Genomic DNA, 26,714 nt, shown 5'->3' on the forward strand with positions numbered 1-26,714 from the left:
TAAATCTACTGAGCTGGGTTTATCGCAGAGCTGGCAGTAAATCACGAGTTTACAGGCCTGTAGAATCAACCAAAAGGCAAATGGACTGGAATCTGCTTCAAGATCCATCAAAGTATGGTACATATAGGTGTAGTTTTTAATTTCTTGTTAGGGCTGTAAACACCACGTCAATTGGGGACGATTTTGATTGATCTCGGGACGGCTAGCTTTCGCATTCAGGTACCGAGTCTTCCGCCGAGCGAGCTTGAATCATTCTCCATCTCCCTTTTCGATACATGGGAAAGAAGTGTCTAGCAAGGTCTCGCTCTCAACGACTACGCGCTGTCTTTGCGTATTGAAGAAGGGTCAGTTAAGGGCCTTGGGAAGGTCGCAGCAACTTTGGCAGCTCTCTATTTCGGCATTGGTCAATATGGCTCGTTCATAAATGGTTTGCAGGTAATAAGATCCCAAGTTGCCACAGTTACTACCGCGCTAACCGATAGCGCTTCGCTAGGGCTACCAGGAGCAATCTGTGCTCCCAAAATTCGCAGGTGTGGTGCCATGCTTGCAAAGCTACAAACCTTGTTCAACAAGGTGCAACGCGGCGAACTGAGCGTTAACGACGCGATGCGCGAAGCGAGAGTTTTGCTAGGCGATGATGGTGCCGGGTCCCCAGACTTCATGACCCCGCTGCAGTCGGCTCTGGAAGATGCGCCACGGTTCCCTCAGCAAATACCCCTTCCGTACGAACTTCAAGACGATGAGGTAATAGAGTTGGATCGTGCTCAGCGTCCGCCAGTGCCGCCTCAACCGCGTCCAGCGCCGCCAGAGGACCTCTTCCGTGTCGAGGTATGGCGCGACTCGAAGAAATCGGAACGTCATGTCACCTTGGTTAAACTCTAGTCTTTTCTTCGCGTAGGGCGTGAATATTCAGAAAAAATGGGGACAGACTCGATTGGATGACTACCATGGAGTCCGACCCATTGAACTCGCACAGTTCTAACGGTCTTACCAGTGCGGCGACTCCGCATTGGCACGCGTTGCCTCTTCCTTGCGAAGAAAAGCTAGCACCATGCACTCTAACGCGTCGCGATTTCCCTCTGCGGATTCTTGCACGCATTCGTGAAGCCAACCATCTTGCCAAGCAGAAAACACCAAAGGATTTATGTAGGATTTCCGGCAAACCGCAGGGGTATTGCGTAACTCTTCAGCAACTTTCTTCGTGGCGGATACAACGCAGGTTCTGAGGGCACGTTTAGTTGGAAGCTCCGGCAAAGGCGTATTCAGCATCAGTTCAAACGCTCTCACTGTCGCCCCCCATGTTCGAAAATCCTTGGCGGTAAACTCGGCATTCATGGTTTCGCGGAGGTAGCTGTTTACCTGCTCCGCCCCGATGGTGCGCCGCTTGCCGTTATCATCCAGATATTGAAAAAGATTCTTGCCTCTCAGCTGTTGACAATCAAGGATGATTTTCACGATACGCCTGTCGTCGATATTGACTTCATGCTCGATTCCGCTCTTGCCTCTGAATCTTAGTAGTACGCGTCGCTCATTGATGAAGGCGAGATGACGTTTCCGTAGCGTTGTCAGCCCGAAGCTATGGTTGTCGCGGGCATAAGACAGGTTGCCAATTCGCACACGCGTGGTATCAAGCAGGCTTACTATAGCCGCAACCACCTTTTTCCGCGGCAAGCCCCGTTTTCTCAGATCGCCCCGCAGGCGCTGACGAAGCTCTGGTAGCGCTTCTCCGAATTCCGCCATTCGCCCAAATTTAATGCCGTCCCGAACTGCATTCCAATCAGGATGATAGCGATACTGCTTGCGCTTGCGGGCATCCAGTCCGGTTGCCTGCAGGTGCCCTTCTGCGTGAAGGCAGATCCAGACGTCGGTATAGGCGGGGGGTATTGCCAGATGGGCAATGCGTTCAAGCTCGGCCTCATCGGTCAGCGCCTTTTCATCGGGACCGATGTAGCGAAATCCGTCGCCACACGGAAGCCTTCGGATTCCCGGTTCGTTATCCGAAACATAAATCAGTCCAACACCAGCGGCCTGTGCCGCCAGAGCCTCTACCCTTGGTGCACCGGGCCCATTGTTTTTTAGCGAGAAAGTCACCCAGTTCCTTGTTGTCCCAACCTCACTACATACAACATTGACAAGCCGCAAGGGTTGAAGTGCTGCAAGAAGTCTACAATGGAACTCGGGAATTTGCCACGGCAGGAACGACAGCGAATGGCGCTCGCAATCCGCAACGCTGAAAACAAACATGACGTTGAGGCTGAGGTATTGGAGCGGCATTACGCAGTGTCAATCCAGCATGCCGGACGTGATAAAATTACCCCGCAAAGAATTCATGCAAAATGAAGACTTCATATCAGATTCACAAGAAAGGGGTTACAAGAATAACCGGGGAATAGCAGAGGGTCAGCCACGATTGATGTGCCTCTGCCTGAGTGCGTTCCTCGCGACAGGGCAATCCGACGTATCTGTTCCAACTCAGGAGAACCAGGATGGTCAATAAGAACACGATTTGTCTATGGTACGACGGCACCGCGTTGGACGCCGCGAAGTTCTACGCCGAGACATTCCCGGACAGCGCGGTTGGGGCGGTCCATCGCGCGCCTGGTGATTATCCTTCGGGCAAGCAGGACGATGTCTTGACGGTCGAGTTCACGGTAATGGGCATCCCTTGTCTCGGTCTGAACGGGGGCCCAGCATTCAAGCACAACGAGGCATTCTCGTTCCAGGTTGCGACCGACGACCAGGCCGAAACGGACCGCTTGTGGAACGCGATTATCGGAAACGGCGGCCAGGAAAGCGCTTGCGGCTGGTGCAAGGACAAGTGGGGACTGTCGTGGCAGATCACGCCACGCGCCTTGACGGCCGCGATCACCGATCCTGATCGAGCAGCGGCCAAGCGTGCGTTCGAAGCCATGATGGAAATGGGTAAGATCGACATAGCTGTGATCGAAGCGGCTCGACGTGGCTAACGCTCCCGATGCCCAACCCATGTCGCCGCGACTGAGCGTATGCTTGTGTTGGCTGGGAATGGCCGCTTTGGCCGCTTTGGGTCGGAAGCGAACATTCAAGATCTGACACATGCTGTCAGATCTAATCACAATTTATACAGATTATAATGGGCGCATGAACAACGTCTATGCAGCTATTGAACCGCCACGTGCCGAGATTGATTCACTTGAAGAGCCTGTTCTCTTGGAGTTTGGCGCTCCGTGGTGTGGATACTGCCGTGCGGCCCAACCGTTGATTGCCTCGGCCTTTTCCAACCGTCCTTCCATACGCCATATCAAGATCGAAGATGGCAAGGGTCGTCGGCTAGGGCGCTCCTTCGGGGTGAAACTCTGGCCCACCCTGATCTTTTTGAACCAGGGGAAGGAGATCGCCCGCCTGGTGCGGCCTACCGATTCTGCCGCAATCAGCAAAGCCCTGGGCGACCTCGACAGGATATCGTGACGCCTGCTTTCCCGGGCGCATGCGGTTATTTGCACCACGATATTGAATAATTCAGCGTTTGAATAATTCAGCCAAGCGTTCTTTTTCAAAACCTGATTCAAGCATGAGCTCTCCCATATCCCGATTTCCTCATCTCAATGCCGCCGTGTATCTGCTTGATGCCGATACGCTCCGGTGCAAATACGCCAATATAGCGGCCCAGCGGGATTCGCAATATTCGATGGCTGAGTTGCACGAGCTCATGCCGCGCGGCGATGTCCCTGGCTTCGCGGCGGAAAGCTTATGGTCCTTGCAGTCTCCGTTGCGCGCGGGCGAAAAGCAGGAGGTGGAGGGCGAGACATATTTTAGGCGCAAGGACGGCACTATTTTTCCGGTAGCAGTGCGCTTGCACTTATGGCAAGGCTCCGGTACGTCGTTGCTTATCATTCTTGCAAACGATATCACCCGGCATGGCACTGGTGCAATCAGCACTCAGGCTGTAAAAGGTGTACAAGGGAAGAAGCGGGAGGAATCAGGGCGGACAGGAAGGGGAGAAGCTTATCCGCCAGCTATTATTTCAAATGCCCCAGGCATGGTGTTCCAATACGTATTGCATGAGAATGGCAATCACTCCATGCCATTCGTAAGCGACCAGTGCGTGAATCTGCTTGATATCGCCGTCAAGGAGCTGCAGGCAAACCCCGCACTGCTTCTGGATCTGGTACTGCCGGGCGGGGACCGTGAGAGCCTGCGTCAATCCAGGGCGCACTCGGCCGCCAGCCTGACGACATGGAACTGGGAAGGCCGCCTGTGGATAGAGTCTTACCGCGATACAAAGTGGGTCAGCTTGCGCGCCAGCCCCCGCCGGGAGCCAGGAGTTGGGGTAATCTGGGAAGGAATCATTATCAACGTTACGCAAAGCAGGCGCAGGGAAACAGAACTCAAGGAATCGCATGAACGCCTGAAGGAGGTGTCATCCCATGTTATGGCGGCACGGGAACACGAGCGTATCCGCATTGCCCGCGAAATTCATGATGACCTGGGCGGTAATCTCACGGCTATCAAGATTGACCTCGACTGGCTGGCACGACATGTTGGCGAGGGCAGCAACGGCGGCAGAGAGGAGAGTTCAGCCTTGGAGGCAAAAATCCACACCGTGTCCCACATGGTGGATCGCACAATGCATTCGATACAGCGCATCTCCCGCGATCTGCGTCCCGGCATCATGGATTTTGGCATCATTGCGGCAATTGAATGGGAATCGAGCGAATTTGCGAAACGGCTTGGCATTCCTTGTGAAGTGACATGCCCTGCGCAGGATGTCGACCTGGAACCGGATATCGCGGTTGCCGTGTTCCGTATTTTTCAGGAAGCCCTTACCAATATCAGCAAGCATGCGCAGGCTTCATGCGTCTGGGTAAGGCTGCATGCAACTCAGCGGCAACTGGAGCTGGAAGTGCGCGATAACGGTTGCGGCATCATGCTCCCGGACCGCATGAAGCTTGATTCGTTTGGTATTCGCGGCATGATCGAGCGTGCCCGCCTTCTCGACGGAAAACTGACCGTGGGCAGCGGCCAGAAACAAGGTACAACGGTGCTTCTATCAATTCCGCTCGTACCGGAACCGAGCGACCCGTTTATGGATTCTGTCATCCTGCTATCGAAAGCGCGGCGGTCATGAATGTACTGATCGTCGATGACCATGCCATTGTACGCCAGGGTCTGCGGCAGATCCTGCTGGAGAGCGATAAGGTCATGCTTATCGGGGAAGCGGATTGTGGTTCGGAGGCGATGCGGCAAGTACGCGACGGCGAATGGGACGTTGTCGTGCTGGATATATCGCTGCCCGACAGGAACGGCATCGAAGTCCTGAAGCACATCAAAAAGGAGCACCCTAAAATTCGCGTACTCATGCTCAGCATGCATGAGGAAGGTTTGTACGCCATTCGAGCGCTAAAGGCGGGCGCGTCTGGTTATATCACCAAGCAAAGTGCCCCGAGCGAGTTGATGGCTGCCATTCAACAGGTCTCGAGGGGGCGCAAATATCTTACGACAAGCCTGGCAGAGGCGATGGCGGACAATCTCGGCACCGACCACGACCGGCCACCGCACGAAGCCTTGTCCGACAGGGAATACCAGACGCTATGCCTGATCGCCTCGGGTAAAAGCCTTACCGATACAGCTGATGAAATGTGCCTGTCTGTCAAGACTGTCAGCGTGTATCGCAGTCGCCTGCTGGAGAAGATGAAGCTCAAGAACAACGCCGAGTTGACTCACTACGCGATCAAGAACGGCCTGGCCTGAATCCGGGCCGCTCCTGGGCCGGATTTTGGGAGGCTATCTCCCTTCCCGCATGTATTCGCATGTATTTTCGCGGTCTATCTGTCTAAAAGTGCTCCTCGTGCCTATCTATCAGGATTTATTGCGCCCTTAATACTTGGACTCGAAGCGCAAAGTTCAATATAAGACGTAGATCAGCCGCTGATTGGCGAATCGAGCACGCTCTTCTCCACTTATCATGTGCAATTCAAGGAGGATTCTTGCTTTCGAGAGAGACGGGACTGATAGACCCGCTCCTTGATTGAGTGGCTTCTCCCAGGAAAAAAATAGCAAACCATTTTTTCACTCCAAAGCTAGCCACAGGAACAAAAATATTTCGCCAAGAAAAACTTGACGAACCGGCTAAATGTTTTTCCCGACCCTCCGTTAATAAACCTAACAGCGGTTGATCAGTCTCGGACAGGCGAGGCGAACCAAAGTTAACGCTATACCGGCGTAATCCATAAAACTTAGTCGAGGAGATTCACATGGCTGCAATTATCAACACCAACGTGATTGCGTTGAATGCGCAACGCAATCTTAACAGTTCGCAAAACGCGCTTGCCACTACGCTGCAGCGTTTGTCCTCGGGCCTGCGTATCAACAGTGCCAAGGATGACGCGGCAGGACTGGCGATTTCCGAACGCATGAGTTCGCAGATTCGCGGCCTGAACCAGGCTGTCCGCAATGCCAACGACGGCATCTCGATGTCGCAAACCGCCGAAGGCGCGCTGGGCGAGATCGGCAATAACCTGCAACGCATCCGCGAACTGGCCGTTCAGTCGAGCAACGCGAGCAACAGCGTAAGCGACCGTACCGCGCTCAACAACGAAGTGCAGCAGATCAAAGCCGAAATCGACCGCGTGGCTTCAACGACAGCGTTCAACGGTATCAAGTTGCTCGATGGCACCTTTACCAATCAGGCATTTCAGGTCGGGGCCAACGTCGGTGAAACCATCTCCATCACCAGCCTGGTCAATGCGCAAAGCGCGTCCCTGGGTACCAGCACCACTACCACCGCCAATGTAACCGGTGTTGCCGCAACCGCTTTCACGGCTACAACGGACGACATTGCCGCAGGCGCCCTCAAAATCAACGGTGTAGACGTAGGTGCCATTGCCGCCGCTGGCACTGCTCCTCTTCAAGGGGCAGCCGTCGCGGCGGCCATCAACTTGGTGTCGGGTACAAGCAACGTTACCGCCACAGCCAATGGTGCTGGCGTAGTGACGCTGACCAACACTTCGGGTAGCACCACAATTGTAGCCATGAGCGGCACAGCCACCACGGCGCGGACTGGCCTGACAGCGGGTACGACGGCAGTTACGACCGCCAGCGTCGTGGGTTTTGCGGGAGTGAACATCAGCACCACTGCGGGCGCTCAAACTGCCATCGCCTCAATGGATTCGGCTCTGAGCGCGCTTAACGCTGCGCGTGCCGACCTGGGTGCGTATCAGAACCGCTTCTCGTCAGCGGTCTCGAACCTGCAAACCACAGCAGAGAATCTGTCCGCTTCCCGCAGCCGTATCGTCGATACCGATTTTGCCGCTGAAACCGCTATTCTTTCGCGCAACCAGGTACTGCAACAAGCAGGCACGGCAATGTTGGCTCAAGCCAATGCACTTCCGCAAAGCGTGCTGGCGCTGCTGAGAGGATAACAGGAACTATACGGTTTTCGATCAGCGAACAAGGAATCCGGGGCGGCGCCCCGGGTTCGCTTTTTCAATCGCTTCCGGAGCCCCCATGGAAACCAGGCACATTGGAGCTGGCACTCAAGCCGCTGTAATCCCCGTAAATTCGCTGGAACGCAATTCGGTGCCACCGTCCGGGGACGTACAAAACCGTCTGGACCGTGCGCTATCGCCGGCAAGTGTGCGACCGGCAAAGGAAATGGCGCAGGAAATCAGCCAGCCAGTCACCTCGACGCTGGAATTCAGTATTGACGCCGAGAGCGACATGGTGGTGGTAAAGATCATCGATAGCACAACACGGGAATTAGTGCGGCAAATTCCCATGGAGGAGATGCTGGCCTTGGCCAAGGCACTGGGCCGTTTAAAAGGCCTATTGTTGAACACGAAAGTTTAACTGGCCTCCGAGGCCAGAATTTGACTAACAGCACAAAACGGGAGGCAGATATGGGTATCACCGCGCCAGGCATGGGCTCGAATCTGGATGTGAACAGCATTGTCAGCCAACTGATGGCAGTCGAACGGCAACCCCTTGCGTTGCTGGACCGTCGCGAAGCCGATTATCAGGCCAAGCTGTCCGCCTATGGGACGCTGAAGGGTGCAGTGGCTGCATTCCAGACTGCAATGCAAGGGCTCGCTGATCCCGCCAGATTCCAGGCCGCCACAGCCAGTGTGGCAGATACTTCCATACTGACTGCTACCACTAATAGCACGGGTAAGGCTGTACCAGGCAGCTACTCGGTGGAAGTGCAGCAATTGGCGCAACAACAGAAAATCCGCTCAGAGGGGTTTGCCAGTACCAACAGTACGGTTGGCAGCGGCACCCTGACCATTCAATATGGCGACTATGATAGCGGCCTGAACACTTTTACGCTGAACAACGCCAAACCCGCGCAGACGCTGACCATCGACCCCGCCAATAATACGCTTTCGGGGGTGCGCGACGCAATTAATGCAGCCAATATCGGTGTTAGCGCGACAATCATCAACGACGGCAGTAGTAACCGGCTGGTGTTGACGGCCAAGGATGCAGGCGCCACCAATAGTATAAAGATCATCGCGAGCGACAACGACGGCGCTGACCTGGATAATGCCGGCCTGTCTCAGCTTGCCTTCGACCCCACAGCTGCCGCGGGCTCAGGCAAGAATCTGACGCAGGTCCAGGCGGCGCAGGACGCCAAGCTCCAGATCGACGGAATTGCCATCAGCAAGAGCTCGAACACGATTACCGATGTGATTGAGGGTGTGACACTCAACCTGCTCAAAAATAATGCGGGCACCCCAACCACACTTGATGTGGCGCGCAACACAACGGGTGTCAAGGCATCGGTGGAAGCATTCGTCAAATCGTTCAATGCCGTTAATCAGACGCTCGCCGACCTGAGTTCGTACAACACGGTGGCTAAAAAGGGCGGGGTGTTACAAGGAGATTCAGCGGCGATGTCCATCCAGCGCTGGCTCCGCGCCACGGTATCGGCCGCAACGGGAAGCACGAGCGGCGCGGCAGGCAGTTTTACCTCGTTGTCGCAAATCGGTGTCGCTTTCCAGAAAGACGGCAGCCTGGCGCTGGATGCCACCCGGCTCCAGACTGCAATGGATGCCGGCTTCGACCAGATCGCCAGCCTCTTCGCCGCAAACGGCAAATCGACCGATAGCCTGATCGCCTACAGTGGTGCGACCGACAAGACGGCGGCCGGAAACTATGCCGTAACAATCGCCCAGCTGGCTACCACGGGCAGCCTCACCGGGAGCCAGGCAGCAGGGCTGACCATTATCGCCGGCATCAATGATCAAATTGATATCACAACCGACGGGGTGGCTGCCAGTATTACGCTTGCGGCGGGAATTTACGCATCGGCCGATGCGCTGGCGGCCGAGGTGCAAAGCAAGTTGAATGGCAACACCAGCCTGACGACGGCAGGCAGCTCAGTTGTGGTTTCGCAATCCGGCGGCGTGCTCGCCATCTCGTCGGCACGCTACGGTTCTGCATCCAGCGTCACTGTCACCGGTGGCAATGGCGCCGGCAATCTTCTGGGTGCGAGTCCGATAACCACAGGAGGCGCGGATGTCGCCGGCACCATTAATGGCGTGGCCGCGCTCGGAACAGGCCAGACACTTACGGCCGTGGCCGGCACCGCGTCGGAAGGCTTGAGCCTTATCATCAAAGGCGGCCTGTTGGGCACGCGTGGAATGGTGGACTTCTCACGCGGTTCCGCCGACCGCTTGAACAAGCTAGCGGGAGACCTGCTGACCACCGACGGCATCCTTGCGAGCCGTGTCGATGGGCTTGCCAAGAGCATAAAGGATATTGACCGCCGCCAGGAAGTGTTCCTTCGGCGCATGGATGCGATCGAGGCGCGTTACCGGGCGCAATTCACTGCGCTGGATACGATGCTTAGCAGCCTGAATCAGACCAGCCAGTTTCTAACCCAGCAACTGGCCACTTTACCGAAAAACAATTCCTGAACGAAAAATAATTGCCGAAGGAGCCATTCGATATGTATTCAGCATCCCGCTGCGGCGTAAACGCCTATGCCCGTGTTGGCCTCGAGACCGGAGTCATCGCGGCCAATCCGCACAAGCTCATCCTGATGCTGTTTCAAGGCGCGCACGTGGCACTGTCTTCTGCCCTTGCGCATATGAAGACAGGCCAGATTACTGCCAAGGGAGAGGCCGTTTCCAAGGCCATCGCTATTATCAGTTGCGGCCTGCAAGCCAGCCTCGATGTTGAGGCTGGAGGCGAACTGGCCCAACAGCTGAATGCGCTGTACGAGTATATGAGCCGCCGCCTGTTGGAGGCCAACCTGCATAACAAGCCTGAATACATCGAAGAAGTGGCCCGCCTCCTTAGCGAGTTGAGTGAAGCCTGGGAAGCGATTGGTTTGCCCGCATCGTCCAATGGGAATGCCGACCACACCAATTCCTCAGTTCTGCAAGGTTCCGTAGCCGCCACCGATTTTGGTCAAGCGTGAGCATGATGAACAGCACAGAAAAAATCGCCGCCTATCAATCCATTTCCAATCTTACCGGCGAAATGGTGGAGGCTGCCCGCGCGAGCGAATGGGACAAACTGGAAATACTGGAGCATCGTTGCGCGGCCCTGGTGACGCAACTCAGAGCGGCGCCACCTGTCCGGCTTACGGTCGACATGCAGCAACAAAAAGTAGAGCTGATCCACAAGATACTGGCTGACGATGCGGAGATACGGACACATACCGAGCCTTGGATGAAAAGCGTTCAGACGCTGCTTGGCAACGCCGGAATGGCCCGGCGGGTACATCAAGCGTACGACACGCATACTTAGAGACGGCAAGGGCTAAACCTTGGTGGTTGGAGAACGCAGGCTGGAATTGAACATGTCTCACATCGCCGCCACCTCTTTCACGGAAGGAAGGGAATAATACCCAGCCTTTAGGGACATGGTTCCACCGCCTCTATGTAGATGGCTCCAAAGTGGATCAGGCTGCGCCCGACTATCAAAAAATGATGCCCTGCGTAGTCCGGCCTACTTCATTATTTCTTATCTTTCGCCAGGGAGACATATGCACAGCTTTTGTAGATTTTGTAGGATGGGTGGAGCAAAGCGCAACCCAACAAGATATGGAGCAAGAAAAGGCTCGATGATGATTACGCTTCGCTTAAGTAGGTCGGGCTATGCCCGACATCATTTTTACGATCGTCGGGCATAGCCCGACCTACTCCCGACATAATCTAATCGTCGGGCATAGCCCGACCTACCCGCCACATCATATAGAGACATAAAAATAAAGGCCAGGAGGAGGGAACCTCGATATGTCCGCGATAAATCCGCTCAATGAAGTAGTTCAAGTCCACTCCAGTGGTGCATCCTTCAACAGGCAGCCAGGATATACCGCGTTCCTGGCGGGACTGGAAGCAGGGCGGCATCTGCGAGCTTCAGTGCAATCCCGTCTTCCAAACGGGGAGTTTCTGGTGACAGTAGGTGCAAAAGACATGGCGGATGCCCAACTATTGCATATGAGGCTGCCTGCCGATATACGCCCCGGTGATGCGCTGAACCTGGTTTTCGTCTCACGGAATCCCCGGCCCACATTCATGCTCATGGCCGAACCTTCTTCAGCCGCAGTTTCCGTGCCGCTAAGTGAGACAGGACGCTTCATCAGCGATCTGTTGAGCCGCTCGACCCCTTCAGCAGGCAGCCTCACAACGTTATCCGGTACTGCTCCACTGCTTGCGGCGCCGCCTGCCGACGGTGTTCAATTGGCCGCGGTCCTGGCCCGCACGCTAGGCCAAAGCGGCCTGTTCTACGAGTCTCATCAGGCTCAATGGATAGCCGGGGAAAGGCCGCTGGAAGAATTGCTGCTAGAGCCGCAGGCGCCGCTATTCGGGTTGAGGGCGCGCTTGCCTGATCCAGCCGCACAGTCCAACGCACCCGTAATGGCCAGTATGGCACGCGACAGTGCCGCAAACGCGAATGCGCCGGTTCATCCTGATACTTTAGCCCTGGTGCGACAACAACTGGAAGTTTTCGAAACACGTCATATCACCTGGCAGGGTGTGGTGTGGCCCGGCCAGAAGGTTGAATGGGAGCTTTTCGAGGAAAAGCCCGCGGATACCGACGAGCCGAGCGAGTTTAATGAATCCGATGAACCTGGCCACGCTCCTGCCGCCTGGCAAACCCGCCTGAATCTTACCATGCCTAATTTGGGCCAGGTCTCGGCCAACCTGCGCTTTGACGCGTGTGGGGTCGAAATACGGCTTACCACAGCAAGCCCTGTTACGGCGTTCATGCTACGAGCGGGTGCGACGCCGCTCGCGAACGGACTGGATTCCGCCGGCATCAATCTGCGCGGAATGGGAGTCGAACTGGATGAATAAGCCCGATCCGTCCAAGGTGCATGGGATGGCAGTAGCGCTGGCCTATCACGCCAGCCGAGCGGCGCCACAAATTGTCGCGAAAGGTCGTGGGCTCATCGCCGAAACCATCATCAGCGAGGCGCGAGCCCATGGTATTTATGTGCACGAGTCGGCCGACCTGGTATCCCTGCTGATGCAGGTAGATCTGGACCAGTATATCCCGCCACAGCTTTATCGCGTGGTAGCGGAACTGCTCGCCTGGCTTTATAAAATGGAAGCTGGAATGGAGACCAGAACGGAAATCTCGGCGCTTCCCCGACCTGATCCAGGACCTCGCTAATCCGTTTGAACGCGTGGTTTATCCTTCGCCAGGCGCGCCAGATGCGTAAAACTTTGCGAGGTGTGTTTATCCACCTTCCGTTTTAAGACACGTCAATAGACAGGAAAACGGTGGGTGATATTAACTTGCCGAAGAGGTGCGGCTCGCCTATGATGATTTTAGGGTTGACGCATCGGCTATTAACTGCTTGTACCGAAATTCCCTTGCCGCCTATGCGGGACTCCATCCTTCGTGGTCAATGCGAGTTGCACGCGCACGATGCTTGACGACGACCGGCTATATCTTTGCCCGTGCACTGCCTTGGCAGTAGCCGCGCACAATCTTGCGCACCGCGCAAAAAGGAGAACATATGAATAAGTACAAGGTGGGCTATCTCGTTGGAAGCTTCTCAAGCACCTCGATCAATCGCTTGCTGGCGAAGGCGTTGGCGCACCTGGCGCCGCCTGAACTGGAATTGTCCGAAATCCCGATCAAGGATCTGCCGATTTACAGCCAGGACTACGATGCTGACTTTCCGCCAGCCGCGCGCGCCCTCAAGAAGGCCATAGCCGATGTCGATGCCATACTTTTCGTAACGCCGGAATTCAACCGCTCGATTCCTGGTGGCCTTAAAAATGCGATCGACTGGGCAAGCCGCCCTTGGGGCCAGAACTCTTTCTCTCACAAGCCTTCGGGTGTGATCGGCACTTCCCCCGGGGCGATCGGGACCGCCCTGGCACAGAGTCAACTGCGCGGCGTGTTGTGCTACTGCAATTCACCCCTGATGAATACTGTCGAGGCGCACATCCATTTCAAGCCTGGACTTATCACGGAAGATGGACAGGTTACCGAGGAGCGGACAGCCGAATTCCTCCGAAACTACATGAGCGAGCTGCATGCCTTCATCGTGCAAGTACTGACCGTGCTGCCGCGTGCCACCACCTGACGTACCGAACGAAGCCGACAGGAGTGTTTTCGTACGTGCGAAAATGCTCCATCTCCCGTTCCTGCTTCTAAGGCTCCGCTCCCCATTACGCTACGCTCTTGCTAACACTTCAATGAAAGAACATCATAGACTGCTCAAATGCGGTCTTTCAATTCCATACCCCTGTGCGAAGTCGACGCCCATCTTTCGTAGTGCTCCAAGGATCGAATCGTTCTCTACCGACTCGGCAATCGTCTCTATATGCATGACATGTCCTATGTTGTTTATCGCCCTGACCATGGCATGGTCGATGGGATCTTCGGTCATATCTTTCACGAACCCACCATCAATTTTCAAATAATCAACCGGCAAATGCTTGAGATAATTAAAAGAGGACATCCCGCTTCCAAAATCGTCGAGAGAAAAACGGCATCCCAGCGCTTTTAATTTGCGAATCAACATGGCGGCTTGCGTCAAGTTTGCAATTGCCGCAGTTTCCGTAATTTCGAAACAAATTCCGCAAGGTGGAATCTGATATAGATTGAATTGCTCCACAATATATTCATATAAAAGCTCGTCGCAGATGGATACGCCGGAGAGATTAATAAAGCATATACTCACCGCATTGCCCGAGGGATGCTGTTTCGCGTATTGTGCAAAGGCAGTAGCAATTACCCACCTGTCGAGTTGAATCATGACCCCGTAGCGTTCGGCAGCCGGGATAAATGCCATGGGTGGTACCAACATCCCGTCTTCGTCCTTCATGCGCAACAGCATTTCATAGTGACCACCATTTCCGGTACTGTCCGAGAGCCGTAGTATTTTTTGCGAGTACAGCACAAACCGTTGTTCTTCCAGTGCTTTGTGAATACGCCCGACCCATCCCATCTCGCCCCGCCGTTTCTCAAGGCCTTCATCTTCGGAAGTATAGAGCTGGATCTTGTTGCGCCCCTTGTCCTTGGCAAGAAAGCAGGCTGAATCAGCCATGCGTAGAATGTCTGTAATCGTTTCCTCGCCGTCGCTGAATGTCACCAGCCCGATACTGACACCAAGCCGGAATATTCTGTCTTCCCAAATAAAACGAAAGTCACGCACTGTCTGCCTCAACTCGTCAGCCAGAATCAATGCAGGCTTGGTAGGGCAACTCTCCAGTAATACGCCGAATTCGTCTCCTCCAAGGCGCGCCAGGGTGTCGTTCCTACGGAGCCTGGTTTGCAGTACGGCGCTGAGTTGTTTCAACAGCTCGTCGCCGGCGATGTGGCCGCAAGTATCATTTACGATCTTGAACTGATCAAGATCAACATAGAGTAACGTGTGCTCGGCGCCATCCTGTTTACCCGTCCGCAGTGCGTGCTTCAGGCGCCGCTCAAACTCATGCCTGTTAATCAGGCCGGTTAACCCGTCGTGGGTTGCCTGATATGTCATCTGGGTTGCCATTCTCTGTGCATGGGTCACATCGTGGAACACGAGCACAGCGCCGATAATTTTCCCATGTTGATCACGAATGGGGGCAACAGACTTTTCAATCGGAAAAGTTTTGCCGTTTCGCTGTATCAGAAGGATATGCGCATCGTGGCGGGTTTTCTTGTCGTAGAGAACTCGTTCAACCGGGTTGTGAACGGGTTCATTGGTTTGCGCGTTGACTATTTGGCATACGTCAGGCAGCGGGAGACCGTTCGCTTCCTCCGAAGTCCAGCCAGTCATGGTTTCTGCAACAGGGTTCAGATAAGTCACTTTCCCAGCCACATCGGTCGTGATAACGGCATCACCGATGCAGCTGAGCGTTACGCGCAGGCGCTCCTTCTCTTCATGGAGTGCTTTTTCGGCAATCTCGCGTTCTGTAAGATCGCGCCGGAGCTGTGTTTGTATTTCCTTGACCCGCTTGCGTTCGGTGACATCGCGAATGGCGCTGGATATTAGAGTGCTCTCTTCGGTCTCAAGGGGACTAAGGCTGATTTCAACAGGAAACTCAGTGCCATCCCGGCGCAATCCATACAGTTCCAGCCCGATCCCCATTGGCCGTGTTCGCGGCGCACTAGCGAAATTTTTGCGAAAAATCGGATGTTTCTCCCTGTAACGGGTGGGAATCAGCATCTCGATCCTGTTGCCCAGAAGTTGTTCGCGCGGATAGCCAAAAAGCTTTTCAGTTTGCGAGTTGACCAACACGATCTCACCTTTATTATCGACGATCACGATCGCGTCCGGTGCAGCTTCCAACAGACCACGGAATTTCTGTTCCGCTTTTTTGCGTTCGCTGATATCGCGAATCGCACCCATGCTAAAAACTCCTTCTTCCGTTTCGATGGGGCTCAGGCTGATTTCGACCGGAAACTCGATGCCATCCTTGCGCAAACCGTATAGGTCCAATTCAGCACCCATCGTGCGGGTACGGGGCTGGGTAAAGAAATTAGCGCGATGTCCAACATGAGGGCTGCGATAGCGCTGCGGTAATAGCGTTTCTATCGTCTGGCCTCGTAATTCCTGCTTTTGATAGCCGAACAGCTTCTCGGCCTGCATGTTGACCAGCACGATGCGACCTGTCGAATTCACTATCACTATCCCGTCGGGGGTCGAATCGAGCAGGTTACCGAATTTAGTCCTGATCAGCTTCGCATCACGCAATGCTTTCAGGTGGGTTATGTCTGTGCTGCTGATCAATACATATCTATGCTGCTGCTGTTCGGATGCCAGGACCTTGAATGAAAGGTTTACATGGATCAGAGCGCCGTCTTTTTTCCGACACAATGCTTCGTGTACGGAAACTTCAGTTTGCAAAAGATCCTTGATCTCATCCTGCATTCTCCACTGATAATCGGGAGTACTGATAAGCTCCTCAAACGAATGCTTCAAGGCCTCTGCAACGGTATAGCCGAATACAGATTCCGCGCCGTTGTTCCAGTAAACAACAATGCCGTCAAGTGTCGTAATCACAATTCCGTCGGGCATTTCATCAAGAACAAGCTTGCCAAAATCTGTTGTCATCACACTATTGCTCGCAAAGAAATTCGTTCATTCTGAGGCGTGGTAAGGCCACCGATCGGTAAGGCCTCCAGAAAATTGCTGGTTCAAAGGGTTAGGTCAATACCGCAAAGCTGATACAGCAGCAGCGCTTCTTGCAGCATATGTTGCAAACGCTGGTGTATATTCTTCGGCGTAGGGGGTCTGCGAGCTAGTCTTGTCGACAATTTCTGTGGTTTTTAGGCGAGGGGCCGTTCCACGACAAGGGGCTCTTGGAAATTGATTTGTTTCTTGCTACAAAGAAATTTCCATGTTGCGAGCTCAACTGCTTGTCAGTACTTCAGCAATGATTATAGCGTCTGGTCGGTTCATATTTCGCTGTGATCCTTCGAGTCCGACAGGCTGATAGCCGAAGTTGAAATTTATACCGGCATGTTCATGATATCTTGATACGCCGATACCATTTTGTTGCGGACTTGCAGGGTATACTGGAATGAGATGGAGGCCTTCTGCATCGATATCATTGCCTCGGTAAGATTGGCATCAGGCGCGCCCAGCTCGAAATCTCGCGCAAGCTTAGCCGCATGCTGCTGGACGTTATTGACCTGATCCAGGGATTTCCTGAATACGGTGGTGAAATCAACCCCCATACCTTCACCGCCGGCCCCGCGACCATTGGATATAGCCGATGCCGGTTTTCCCGCCGCGAGCGCAGCACCGCTTTGCAACTGGGCGAGCATTGCGTCTATTTTCGATACATCCATCTGATCCCCGTTTCTTGCGTTGCTTTGGAAAGCATGCACGATACACGGCTCAGCCACGAATCCGTTCCCTGAAAAGGCTGTAAAAGCCGCTTCTATTCCTTGTTTTGAAACCTGCGTGCATGTTGATAATGCTCGAATTCGCTTAAACCCAAATCCGGCAGTCGACCGCACATTTTTAAACTCAGCAACCATGGACCATAAAGATTTCCTGTATCGCTTATCCTCAACTTCCTGGTGAGTTCATTACCTCGCCACAGCCGGCAGATTTATGTCGAATGCTTGTTGGGCTTATATGACGAACAATAAAAAAATCCATTCTATTCATATCGATCACGGGAGACACCATGGCGGTAGCTGCTGAAGCCACTGCACCAGGCGGAATTCAGACTTTCGTGCAGGGTTTTTTGGCGCGGATGTCCAGTCAGCAGAAGATGGGCCTGATGCTGGCTGTCTCGGCCATTGTCGCATTGCTGGCAGGCGGCTGGATGTGGAGCCAGGTTCCCGACTACAAGGTGCTGTTCAGCAATGTATCCGACCGTGACGGCGGGGCTATCATTGCATCCCTGCAGCAAATGAATGTACCGCATAAGTTTGCCGATGGAGGTGGAGCGATTCTCGTGCCTGCCAACCAGGTTCACGACGTCCGCCTCAAACTCGCGGCACAGGGGTTGCCCAAGGGCGGCCTGGTTGGTTTCGAGCTGATGGAAAACCAGAAGTTCGGCACCAGCCAGTTTCTTGAACAGGTCAACTTCCAGCGTGCACTGGAAGGCGAGCTTGCCCGCTCGATCCAGGCAGTGGCAGCAATCGATAGCGCGCGGGTCCATCTGGCCATCGGCAAGCAATCCGTGTTCATGCGTGAACAGCAAAAACCGAGCGCCTCGGTCCTGGTAAATCTCTACCCCGGCCGCGTGCTCGACCAGCAGCAGGTAAACGCAATCATACACCTGGTTTCCAGCAGCGTCCCAAACCTGCCTGTCAGTAATGTCACCATCGTAGACCAGCAGGGCAATTTGTTGAGCAAAACCGACGAATCGGACACCGGCACCGGCTTGAACCCCAACCAACTGAAGTATTTGCTGGCGTTGGAGCAGAACTATACCAAACGTATAGAAGGCATCATCGCGCCCATCGTGGGAAAGGAAAACGTGCGGGCCCAGGTTACGGCCGATGTCGATTTCGCTCACTCCGAGCAAATGGATGAGATTTATAAACCCAACCAGGACCCGGGCAGCTCCACGGTGCGCAGCCAGCAGACCTCGGAATCAGCCAATGGGACGGCCCAGGAGGGCGGCGTCCCGGGCGCCCTTTCCAATCAGCCTCCCATGCCGGCAACGGCTCCGATCACTACACCGCCGGGCTCGCCCCTCAGCCAGACGCCGACAACCGGTGCGACGCAACCTGTAACGCCTCCCGTGCAAACGAGTACCAACACACGCAAGGACGCCACCATCAATTATGAGGTGGACAAGAGGATCCAGCATGTGCGCAGACCGGTGGGCGGCATAAAACGTCTGTCCGTTGCGGTGGTCGTCAACCACAGCAAGGTGACGGATCAGAATGGAGTAGTCAGCAGCAAACCGTTGAGCGATGCTCAGAAGATACAGATCACGGATCTGGTGAAGGAAGCCATGGGCTTCAGCAATGAGCGTGGCGACACGCTAAATGTGGTCAACAGTCCCTTTACGGACATCGAGCAGGATGTTCTGCCCGAGTTGCCGCTCTGGAAACAGCCGGAAATGATTGACCTTGCGCAGCAGACCGGAAAGAATTTGCTGATCGGGGCGCTGATTCTGTATCTGGTACTGGGCGTATTGCGGCCGATGCTGAAGCGCGCGAATCAGCCGCCGCCCCCCTTGCTGACCGATTCCACCGAGAATGACGAGGATAAAACCGCGCAACCTGCGCCGGCTCTGACTACCGCGCCGCGATTCTCCGGTTATGAGCAAAACCTGGCGCTTGCCCGGCAATTGGCCAGGGATGACCCGAAGCTGGTGGCGGGCATTGTCAAACAGTGGGTGACAGGCAATGAATGAGGAGGGCATCAGCAAAGGCGCGATCCTGCTTCTATCGCTGGGCGAGGACGAGGCGGTGAAGGTACTCAAGCATCTGAACCCCCTCGAGGTGCAGAAGCTGGGCATCGCAATGGCAAAAGTCAAGAACCTGAGCCAGGAGCAGATCAATGCCGTACTCAGCGATTTCTGTAGTCGCGCCCATGGGGAAAACCTTCTCATGGATCTCGACTCGGAAAGTTATACCCGCGCGGTACTCGAAAGGGCGTTGGGCGAGGACAAGTCCACGGACATCATCAGCCGTATTCTGGAAGGCAACGATACCAGCGGTATCGAGGGGCTCAAATGGATCGATTCGCAATCAGTGGCGGAGCTGATCAAGGGCGAGCATCCACAAATCATCGCCACCATCCTGGTGCATCTGGATCGCAATCAGGCAAGCGATATTCTGGGCCAGCTTACCGAGCAACTGCGTAATGACGTACTGCTCCGTATCGCCACGCTCGAGGGCATTCAACCCTACGCCTTGCGCGAGCTCAACGATGTGCTGACCGACCTGCTCTCCGGCAGCGAAAATATCAACAAAAGCCCTGTAGGGGGAATCCGGACGGCAGCCGAAATTATCAATTTCATGGGTAGCGCAGCCGAGACTTCCGTGCTTGGCAATTTACGCGAGTTCGATGAGGATCTGGCGCAAAAAATAATGGACCAGATGATTGTCTTCGAGAACCTGATGGACATAGACGACCGTGGCATTCAACTTGTGCTGCGTGAGACCGATTCCGGGTCGCTCGTCATCGCGCTGAAAGGCGCAGCCGAGGAACTTCGCGAAAAGATATTCAGAAACATGTCAAACAGGGCTTCCGAAACGCTGCGTGAAGACTTGGAGGTCATGGGTCCGGTGAGGGTGAGTGAGGTAGAAGCCCAGCAGAAGCAAATATTACAGGTTGTTCGCCGGCTTTCCGACGAAGGCCGGATCGTATTCGGCAGCAAGAAAGAAGAAAGTTATATCTAGGAGCCTGTGGGACTTAAAGAATCGCAGCGAAAAAGTGACGGGTGAAGGCAGATTCTGTGGATTTTGAAGGCCAATAGTTATTCTATTGGTTGAAAAAAGGCGAAATATGAACCGGCCAGACGCGTTGGCAGCCGATTTCATTTAAGTCCAACAGGCTGCCAGATAAACAAACGGAATCTCATCAGATCTTGCAATACCTGCCTACTGAAACTTTTTAGCTACCAAATACGCAATGAGCGAGCGCTGGTGTATTTCGAATTTATCCTGTAGCAATAACTGCGCGCCGCTTTCGCTTCCGCGCCCGCCGCATAGATAAGGTGAGAAAAAGGACGAATGACGACCATGGCCAGCCGGATTATTCATAAGGAGCCTCTCGCTGCCTATCAGCGTTGGGAAATGGATACTTTCGAACCTGCGGGGGTATCGGTGCCCGAGCCTTGCGAAGGACAGCACGAGAGTGCGGATAATTCCAACACGGCATTGATCCTGCCTACGGTCGAGCAGATCGAACAGATTCATCAGCAAGCACGGCAGGAAGGCTACACGGCTGGATATGAAGCCGGCTTCAACGCTGGCCAAGAGGCTGGCTATCAGGCCGCCCGTGCGCAAGGCGCAGCGGAGGTCGGCAAATTGCAGGCGCTGCTGCATGATTTCCAGCGTGAATTAACGAATGCCGATCAGGCTGTCTCTGACAACTTGCTCACTCTGGCCCTGTGCCTCGCCAAGCAAATGCTGCGTGAAGGCTTGAAGGTGAAACCGGAGCTCATGCTTGGGGTGGTGCGCGATTGCCTGCAAAATGATGCCGCGTTCAGTCAACCGGTACAACTATTCTTGCATCCGGATGATGCCGCGCTGGTGCGCGAACATCTGCACCACGAACTCAACGATTGCACGGTTTGCGTTGATTCCAGCCTGGACCGCGGCAGTTGCCGGATCAAGACGGTCAGTGGCCAGATCGACGCCACCCTGGCGACGCGTTGGCAGCGCATGGTTCAAACGCTGGGGCAAAGCAGCAGTTGGCTGGAGTAACCCGAGCCACGGTTTACCACTCATTTTTCAGCCAGGTGATGACTTGCTGGAACTGATGGAACGCTTGACCTTCACTTTTTGGTAGTTCGTTAGGCAGATTTCAGGACAAACCCATGCAAGCTTCCTCTCACACAGAACCTCACACAGACCAGTGGTGCAAGTTTCTCAAGAGCTGCGGTGATATGGCCGTCAACGCTCAGCCCTTCCAGGTTTCCGGTAGTCTTACTCGGGTTACGGGACTGGTAATGGAAGCAGTAGGGCTCAAGCTTGCAGTGGGAAGCGGCTGCACTGTGCTGACGCCCAATGGCAACAGGGTAGAGGCGGAGGTAGTAGGCTTTCAAGGCGACCGGCTTTATCTGATGCCCAACACCGATGTGTTTGGCCTGACACCCGGCGCGAAGGTGATCCCCTGGAGCAACACAGGCGCATTGCCGGTGCTGGATGACGCTGGCCAACCACGACGTCGCGCTTCCGACCGACTCAAGCGTTTCCCGGTGGGAAACGGGCTACTGGGGCGCGTGCTGGACGGCGCCGGACGGCCGCTGGATGGTTTGGGACCGCTGCAGGCGGAGCATGGCGCGCCGCTCGTCAACAAACCGCTCAATCCGCTCGATCGGGATCCGATAAATCAGACTCTGGATGTCGGAGTACGCGCCATCAATGCGCTGCTTACTGTTGGACGCGGCCAGCGCATGGGCCTGTTTGCCGGTTCCGGGGTGGGCAAGAGCGTCCTGCTCGGCATGATGGCGCGCTACACCAGCGCCGATGTGATTGTGGTGGGGCTGATCGGTGAGCGAGGCCGCGAGGTCAAGGAATTTATCGAACAAATCCTTGGTCCGGAAGGGCTGGCCCGCTCAGTGGTAGTGGCCGCCCCGGCCGATACCTGGCCGTTGATGCGATTGCAGGGCGCATCCTATGCCACATCCATCGCCGAATATTTTCGTGATCAGGGCAAGAATGTCCTGCTGATCATGGATTCGCTCACGCGCTATGCCATGGCGCAGCGAGAAATAGCGCTGGCAATTGGAGAGCCGCCCGCCACGAAAGGTTATCCGCCCTCCGTGTTCGCCCGATTGCCGCAACTGGTGGAACGGGCCGGCAACGGCATCAAGGGAGGAGGTTCGATTACCGCGTTCTACACCGTGTTGACCGAAGGGGACGACCAGCAGGACCCCATCGCGGATGCAGCCCGCGCCATCCTCGACGGGCATATCGTGCTGTCGCGCCATCTTGCGGAAGCAGGTCATTATCCCGCCATCGATATAGAAGCTTCGATCAGCCGGGCCATGACCGGATTGATTTCGCCGCAATATTTCGAACAGGTACGTGGCTTCAAGCAGCTCTATTCCCGTTATCAGCGTTCACGCGATCTGATCAGTGTAGGAGCCTACTCGTCCGGGAGCGACCCGATGCTGGACCGCGCGATCACGCTATATCCCCAACTGGAAGCGTTCCTTCAGCAAGGCATGTTCGAGCGCGCGGATTATGCGGACAGTGCCGCTAAACTGGGCGTGCTGCTCGGCGAACAGCCGCGGCCAACCTGACCTGGTCAAGCTTGGTCTGACCTGACTGAATCAGACCAAGCTTGACCCTGACCAATCCTCTGACCCGAAAAGAAGAAAATGGCAAAACCATCTGCTTTGGATACATTGATCGAACTGGCGCAGACACGCACGGATGATGCGGCAAAACGCCTGGGGATGCTTTGCAAACAAGGTGTGCAGGTAGAAGCCAAGCTCCAGTTGCTGCTGCAATATCGGGATGACTACTCTGCTCGCTTTCAGGTGTCGATGCGGCAAGGGCTGACGGCATCCGACTGGCGCAACTACCAGGAGTTTATAGACAAGCTCGACGCGGCAATCACCCAACAGCGCGAGACCCTGGCCTCGGCGCAGCAACGCGTCGCAGCAGGCAAAGTTGCGTGGCAGTCGGCCAAGCGCACTTTCAATTCTTATGACACGCTCGCGCAACGCCAGGCTCGCGCGGAATTGCTGCGTGCCACAAAGCGCGAGCAGCGTGAAACCGACGAGCATACGGTCAACGCCGCCGCCCGGCAGAATCCATCGCGCTAATGGCTTCCTTCTTAACCATCACCATAGAAAAATATCGGGACCAATATTATGCTGACCTTGTCCGCGCTCCACAATACGCCTTCATCCCCGGTGTCTCAGCTCAAAAATTCCGCTCCCGCTACTGATGCACAGGAGGCCGGTCAAGCAGCCGCTGCTAGTTTTGGCGAAGTGCTTGCACATGAAATAAGCGGCAAGGACCGCTCCGAGGCTGAGCTACGCGACGAGAAGACAGCTCCAGGCAAAGATCGCGATGGCAAGGTCATCAGTATCGGGGAGATGGAAGCGCGAAATGCAGAAATAAAGAAAGATACAGAGGAAAAGGAAGGTAATGTGATTGTGGCTGCCGTGGCGCTTCAGCCCATGAATATGACGGAAATATTGGCCGGCCTGCCCGGCGCTCGCACGCCAGGTTCCCGAACCGATGCCGGAATCGATGTCCGAGCCGATGTCCTGGCCGATACCCAGGGCAGTGATCCCGCCGATATCCTGGCCAGCATGTCCCCGGCCGAGCTCGCCACTGCGGCGGCGCAGCATGCAGGTTTGGCGGCTTCGCAGTTTAGCCCGGTTATAGCACGCTCGGCCGGAATCCCAAACAACACTGGCGCAGATATCGGCACAGGCATCGGCACGATGGCGGCCATGGCCGCCGCCGATGCGGGCGCGTCCCAAAATGCAAAATTATCACCTGACGCATTAACTAGCGTCGCGGCTGGCGTAGCCGCGCGGATAGCATCCGGAGCGGGGCAGGGCGGTATTAGCGATCCGGTCAATCCGGATAAAACTTTCGTTACCAACACTTTCGTTACTAACGATGACGCCCCGATCAAGCCGTCCAAGGATGCAAGACAGGGCATTTCGCCGCAACTGGAGTTCGGCTCGCCGAAATTCAGGTTGGCCGACGAAAGCCAGCAACTCGAAAAATCCATGCTCGACGTTGCACAGCACAATTTGTCCGCCACACAGGTAGAAGCGGGGGCGGGGGTAGGGGTGGGTGCAGCCATACCTGAGCGCGGTTCCATAACGGCTGCTTCAGCTTCAGCGGCCGCGGCAGGCACTCCTGTTCACGCCGCGCCTGGGCTGGAACCCCGCCTCGGTGCTGTTGGCTGGGATAATGCGCTGGGTCAGAAAGTCCTCTGGATGGTTTCCAATCAGCAGCAGATTGCGGAGCTGAGCCTCAACCCACCCGATCTGGGCCCCTTGCAAGTCGTCTTATCCATCTCCGATGACCAGGTCAGCGCGATGTTCATTTCGCAACAGGCTGATGTTCGGCAAGCGCTGGAAGCCGCGCTTCCCCGGCTCAAGGAAATGATGGCGGACAGTGGGATCAATCTGAGCAACACGACCGTGAGTGCCGATTCTACCCGGCAACAGGCAGAGTCCGAACAGCAAAATCATTCTGGCGCACGATACGGTAAGGGCAACAGTCAAATGACCGTGCCGGGGATAGAGGCGGGCGCAAACCCTGTTCGTTCCGGCGTAAGCAGCCTGGTGGATACTTTCGCTTAGCTTGCAAAAATGCAAAAGCCGCAACTGGCAGTCTATCGAATTTAAAGGAATCGGCTGCAAAAGCGTTACTTTTTCGCTGCGAGTTCAAATCCGACAGGTTGCCAAGCGTTGAAATTGCTTTTGGCTGCAGCACACCCTCCCTGAAAACCAAATCCCAAAAGCGGGGAATTTTGCGCCTTATTTTCGTCGTTCCTTCAGTTGAATCCGGTAGTTGAACGGCCGGATTCAGGTTCAATCCCCGGCTGATTCGGTCTCATAGATCAAATTCCGAGATGGCCGGTTTTTCTCCTTCTGTTCGCCGTGTTGTCGCAGGGTTACTAACGTGATAATGGTATTTCCATTTTGGAACAGGACGAATCATGGCAAGCAGGCTGAACAAGCAGGAAAGGGAATATCGCGAGTCCGCTGTCGTTGACCCGAAGCAAAAGTCCAAAAGCAGCAAGTTGATCCTGGTAATTGTTTCGGCCGTACTGCTGCTTGGCGCCGGCGCCGGCGGCGCGGCGTGGTATTTTCGCCAGGTGCAGGACGGAGCAACTCCTGTGAAGAAGCCGCCCGTATTCGTCAGCTTGGATACGTTTACCGTCAATCTGCAGCCCGAGCACAGCGAGCAGCACCTTCAGACCAATCTGACCTTGAAGGTTGAAAATGTCGAAGCGGTAGGATTGATCAAGCTGCATATGCCGGAGGTGCGCAACCGCATTTTGCTGCTCCTTTCCAGCAAGGCTGCTTCACAGATTATTGCTACCGACGGCAAAAAGGAGCTTGCCGCCGAATTGCTCGCGGAGATCAATCAGCCGTTCAGTGAAGGGCACTCCAAAGAAATCGTCGAAAGCGTGCTTTTTACTTCTTTCGTGATCCAGTGAATGCCTCATGAGTAACGACTTTCTCTCGCGGGAAGAAGTGGACGCGCTACTCAAAGGGATCAGAGGCGGGGCGGGTGAAACTCAGCAGGAGGCTCGCCCTTCAGGTTTCCGTCCCTATAACCTGGCGACCCAAGAGCGTATCGTGCGCGGGCGCATGCCCACGCTTGAAATTATCAACGAGCGTTTCGCCCGGCTTTTACGGCTTGGCCTGTTCAATTTCATGCGCCGGAGCGCAAACGTCACCGCAGGTCCGGTCCGGGTCATCAAATTCAGCGAATTCGTGCGCAACCTGGTGGTCCCAAGCAATCTGAACCTCGTGCACGTCAAGCCGCTACGCGGCACATCGCTATTCGTATTCGATCCCACCCTGGTATTTCTGGTGGTTGACAACCTGTTCGGCGGTGATGGCCGCCTTCTTCCCGCGGCAGAGGGACGCGACTTCACCCAAACCGAGCAGCGCATCATCCAGCGCTTGCTCAATCTGGTATTCGACAGCTACGGAAAGTCATGGCATCCAGTATATCCAATCGAGTTCGAATATGTGCGCGCCGAGACAAATACGCAGTTTGCCAACGTGGCGACACCTAATGAAGTGGTTGTCGCCACTACGTTCGAGGTCAACTTCGGCACCATCGTGGGAGAGATGCATATTTGCATCCCATACTCCATTCTCGAGCCGATACGTGACCTGCTTTCGAGCAGCATGCAGGGTGAGGCGCTGGAGGTCGACAAGCGGTGGGTTGGCCGTCTGTCAAAACAGGTGCAATCGGCTGAGGTAACGATGCTGGTGGATCTGGCGCATGTGCACGTTACCCTTGATCAAATACTCAATATGCAGGTGGGTGATGTGATTCCGCTGGATATCCCCGAATTTGTCACCGCCAGCGTCGACAGCGTACCGGTAATGGAATGCCGTTATGGCATTTCCAACGGCAGGTACGCGCTGCGCATGGAAAAAATGCTTGGCTCCGCGAGCAACGAATGAACT

24 protein-coding genes are annotated in these 26,714 nt (G+C 55.1%); 21 read left to right on the forward strand and 3 right to left on the reverse strand.

Annotated elements, in window-relative coordinates; translation table 11 throughout:
* Nucleotides 1-540 precede the first annotated feature (540 nt).
* Entirely contained in the window at nucleotides 541-882 is a 342-nt protein-coding gene (locus BLS94_RS01935) for a hypothetical protein (RefSeq protein WP_090957540.1), read from the forward strand.
* A 105-nt stretch (nucleotides 883-987) separates the two neighbouring features.
* Here the strand turns inward: BLS94_RS01935 and BLS94_RS01940 are convergent, their stop codons facing one another.
* A complete protein-coding gene (locus BLS94_RS01940; RefSeq protein ID WP_256325240.1) occupies nucleotides 988-2,274 on the reverse strand; it encodes a DNA topoisomerase IB in 1,287 nt (428 codons plus the stop codon).
* A gap of 212 nt (nucleotides 2,275-2,486) precedes the next feature.
* On the opposite strand from BLS94_RS01940, the gene BLS94_RS01950 reads away from it, so the two are divergent.
* From BLS94_RS01950 to BLS94_RS02005, 12 genes are all read left to right on the forward strand, one after another.
* Nucleotides 2,487-2,966, forward strand: coding sequence for a VOC family protein (locus BLS94_RS01950; RefSeq protein WP_090957543.1), 480 nt, complete (start codon nucleotides 2,487-2,489; stop codon nucleotides 2,964-2,966).
* A 154-nt stretch (nucleotides 2,967-3,120) separates the two neighbouring features.
* Nucleotides 3,121-3,447, forward strand: a complete 327-nt coding sequence (locus BLS94_RS01955) for a thioredoxin family protein (RefSeq protein ID WP_090957635.1) — start codon at nucleotides 3,121-3,123, stop codon at nucleotides 3,445-3,447.
* A 103-nt stretch (nucleotides 3,448-3,550) separates the two neighbouring features.
* A complete protein-coding gene (locus tag BLS94_RS01960) occupies nucleotides 3,551-5,107 on the forward strand; it encodes a sensor histidine kinase (RefSeq protein ID WP_256325241.1) in 1,557 nt (518 codons plus the stop codon).
* A complete protein-coding gene (locus BLS94_RS01965; protein WP_090957544.1) occupies nucleotides 5,104-5,730 on the forward strand; it encodes a response regulator in 627 nt (208 codons plus the stop codon). Before BLS94_RS01960 ends, BLS94_RS01965 begins: the two co-directional genes overlap by 4 nt.
* Before the next feature lie 503 nt (nucleotides 5,731-6,233).
* The gene (locus tag BLS94_RS01970) at nucleotides 6,234-7,400 is read left to right on the forward strand and encodes a flagellin (protein WP_090957545.1); all 1,167 of its coding nucleotides are present in this window, start codon (nucleotides 6,234-6,236) and stop codon (nucleotides 7,398-7,400) included.
* Between the two features lie 85 nt (nucleotides 7,401-7,485).
* The gene (locus tag BLS94_RS01975; RefSeq protein ID WP_090957546.1) at nucleotides 7,486-7,827 is read left to right on the forward strand and encodes a flagellar protein FlaG; all 342 of its coding nucleotides are present in this window, start codon (nucleotides 7,486-7,488) and stop codon (nucleotides 7,825-7,827) included.
* Between the two features lie 50 nt (nucleotides 7,828-7,877).
* Nucleotides 7,878-9,896: a flagellar filament capping protein FliD gene (gene fliD, locus BLS94_RS01980; RefSeq protein ID WP_090957547.1), complete on the forward strand. Its 2,019-nt coding sequence runs from the start codon at nucleotides 7,878-7,880 to the stop codon at nucleotides 9,894-9,896.
* A 32-nt stretch (nucleotides 9,897-9,928) separates the two neighbouring features.
* Nucleotides 9,929-10,402: a flagellar export chaperone FliS gene (gene fliS, locus BLS94_RS01985; RefSeq protein WP_090957548.1), complete on the forward strand. Its 474-nt coding sequence runs from the start codon at nucleotides 9,929-9,931 to the stop codon at nucleotides 10,400-10,402.
* Between the two features lie 2 nt (nucleotides 10,403-10,404).
* The gene (locus BLS94_RS01990; RefSeq protein WP_090957549.1) at nucleotides 10,405-10,734 is read left to right on the forward strand and encodes a flagellar protein FliT; all 330 of its coding nucleotides are present in this window, start codon (nucleotides 10,405-10,407) and stop codon (nucleotides 10,732-10,734) included.
* A 488-nt stretch (nucleotides 10,735-11,222) separates the two neighbouring features.
* On the forward strand, nucleotides 11,223-12,287 hold the full coding sequence (locus tag BLS94_RS01995) for a flagellar hook-length control protein FliK (RefSeq protein WP_090957550.1): 1,065 nt from the start codon (nucleotides 11,223-11,225) through the stop codon (nucleotides 12,285-12,287).
* The gene (locus BLS94_RS02000) at nucleotides 12,280-12,606 is read left to right on the forward strand and encodes an EscU/YscU/HrcU family type III secretion system export apparatus switch protein (protein WP_090957551.1); all 327 of its coding nucleotides are present in this window, start codon (nucleotides 12,280-12,282) and stop codon (nucleotides 12,604-12,606) included. The genes BLS94_RS01995 and BLS94_RS02000 overlap by 8 nt, the downstream gene beginning before the upstream one ends.
* Before the next feature lie 349 nt (nucleotides 12,607-12,955).
* On the forward strand, nucleotides 12,956-13,531 hold the full coding sequence (locus tag BLS94_RS02005; RefSeq protein WP_090957552.1) for an NADPH-dependent FMN reductase: 576 nt from the start codon (nucleotides 12,956-12,958) through the stop codon (nucleotides 13,529-13,531).
* Between the two features lie 123 nt (nucleotides 13,532-13,654).
* Here the strand turns inward: BLS94_RS02005 and BLS94_RS02010 are convergent, their stop codons facing one another.
* Both BLS94_RS02010 and fliE read right to left on the reverse strand, forming a co-directional pair.
* Nucleotides 13,655-16,492, reverse strand: a complete 2,838-nt coding sequence (locus tag BLS94_RS02010; protein WP_090957553.1) for a PAS domain S-box protein — start codon at nucleotides 16,490-16,492, stop codon at nucleotides 13,655-13,657.
* Between the two features lie 398 nt (nucleotides 16,493-16,890).
* Complete coding sequence (gene fliE / locus BLS94_RS02015; protein ID WP_371130202.1) at nucleotides 16,891-17,289, reverse strand: flagellar hook-basal body complex protein FliE; 399 nt, start codon at nucleotides 17,287-17,289, stop codon at nucleotides 16,891-16,893.
* A 287-nt stretch (nucleotides 17,290-17,576) separates the two neighbouring features.
* Between fliE and fliF the strand changes: the two genes are divergently transcribed.
* The 8 genes from fliF to fliM all read left to right on the forward strand — a co-directional run bounded on the left by fliF (nucleotide 17,577) and on the right by fliM (nucleotide 26,711).
* Nucleotides 17,577-19,265: a flagellar basal-body MS-ring/collar protein FliF gene (fliF, locus tag BLS94_RS02020; protein WP_090957554.1), complete on the forward strand. Its 1,689-nt coding sequence runs from the start codon at nucleotides 17,577-17,579 to the stop codon at nucleotides 19,263-19,265.
* Nucleotides 19,258-20,256: a flagellar motor switch protein FliG gene (fliG, locus tag BLS94_RS02025; RefSeq protein WP_090957555.1), complete on the forward strand. Its 999-nt coding sequence runs from the start codon at nucleotides 19,258-19,260 to the stop codon at nucleotides 20,254-20,256. Before fliF ends, fliG begins: the two co-directional genes overlap by 8 nt.
* A 333-nt stretch (nucleotides 20,257-20,589) precedes the next feature.
* On the forward strand, nucleotides 20,590-21,285 hold the full coding sequence (locus BLS94_RS02030; protein ID WP_256325242.1) for a flagellar assembly protein FliH: 696 nt from the start codon (nucleotides 20,590-20,592) through the stop codon (nucleotides 21,283-21,285).
* A gap of 182 nt (nucleotides 21,286-21,467) precedes the next feature.
* Nucleotides 21,468-22,829, forward strand: a complete 1,362-nt coding sequence (fliI, locus tag BLS94_RS02035; protein WP_176767764.1) for a flagellar protein export ATPase FliI — start codon at nucleotides 21,468-21,470, stop codon at nucleotides 22,827-22,829.
* A 78-nt stretch (nucleotides 22,830-22,907) separates the two neighbouring features.
* A complete protein-coding gene (fliJ, locus tag BLS94_RS02040; protein WP_072767017.1) occupies nucleotides 22,908-23,357 on the forward strand; it encodes a flagellar export protein FliJ in 450 nt (149 codons plus the stop codon).
* A 48-nt stretch (nucleotides 23,358-23,405) separates the two neighbouring features.
* The gene (locus tag BLS94_RS02045) at nucleotides 23,406-24,863 is read left to right on the forward strand and encodes a flagellar hook-length control protein FliK (protein WP_090957557.1); all 1,458 of its coding nucleotides are present in this window, start codon (nucleotides 23,406-23,408) and stop codon (nucleotides 24,861-24,863) included.
* Between the two features lie 359 nt (nucleotides 24,864-25,222).
* On the forward strand, nucleotides 25,223-25,726 hold the full coding sequence (fliL, locus tag BLS94_RS02050; RefSeq protein WP_090957558.1) for a flagellar basal body-associated protein FliL: 504 nt from the start codon (nucleotides 25,223-25,225) through the stop codon (nucleotides 25,724-25,726).
* Between the two features lie 7 nt (nucleotides 25,727-25,733).
* Nucleotides 25,734-26,711 carry a flagellar motor switch protein FliM gene (gene fliM, locus BLS94_RS02055; protein ID WP_090957559.1) on the forward strand — a complete coding sequence of 326 codons (978 nt, stop codon included), beginning with the start codon at nucleotides 25,734-25,736 and terminating at the stop codon, nucleotides 26,709-26,711.
* The last annotated feature ends 3 nt before the right edge of the window (nucleotides 26,712-26,714 follow it).

The organism is Nitrosospira sp. Nsp18 (assembly GCF_900103145.1).
Taxonomy (GTDB): domain Bacteria; phylum Pseudomonadota; class Gammaproteobacteria; order Burkholderiales; family Nitrosomonadaceae; genus Nitrosospira.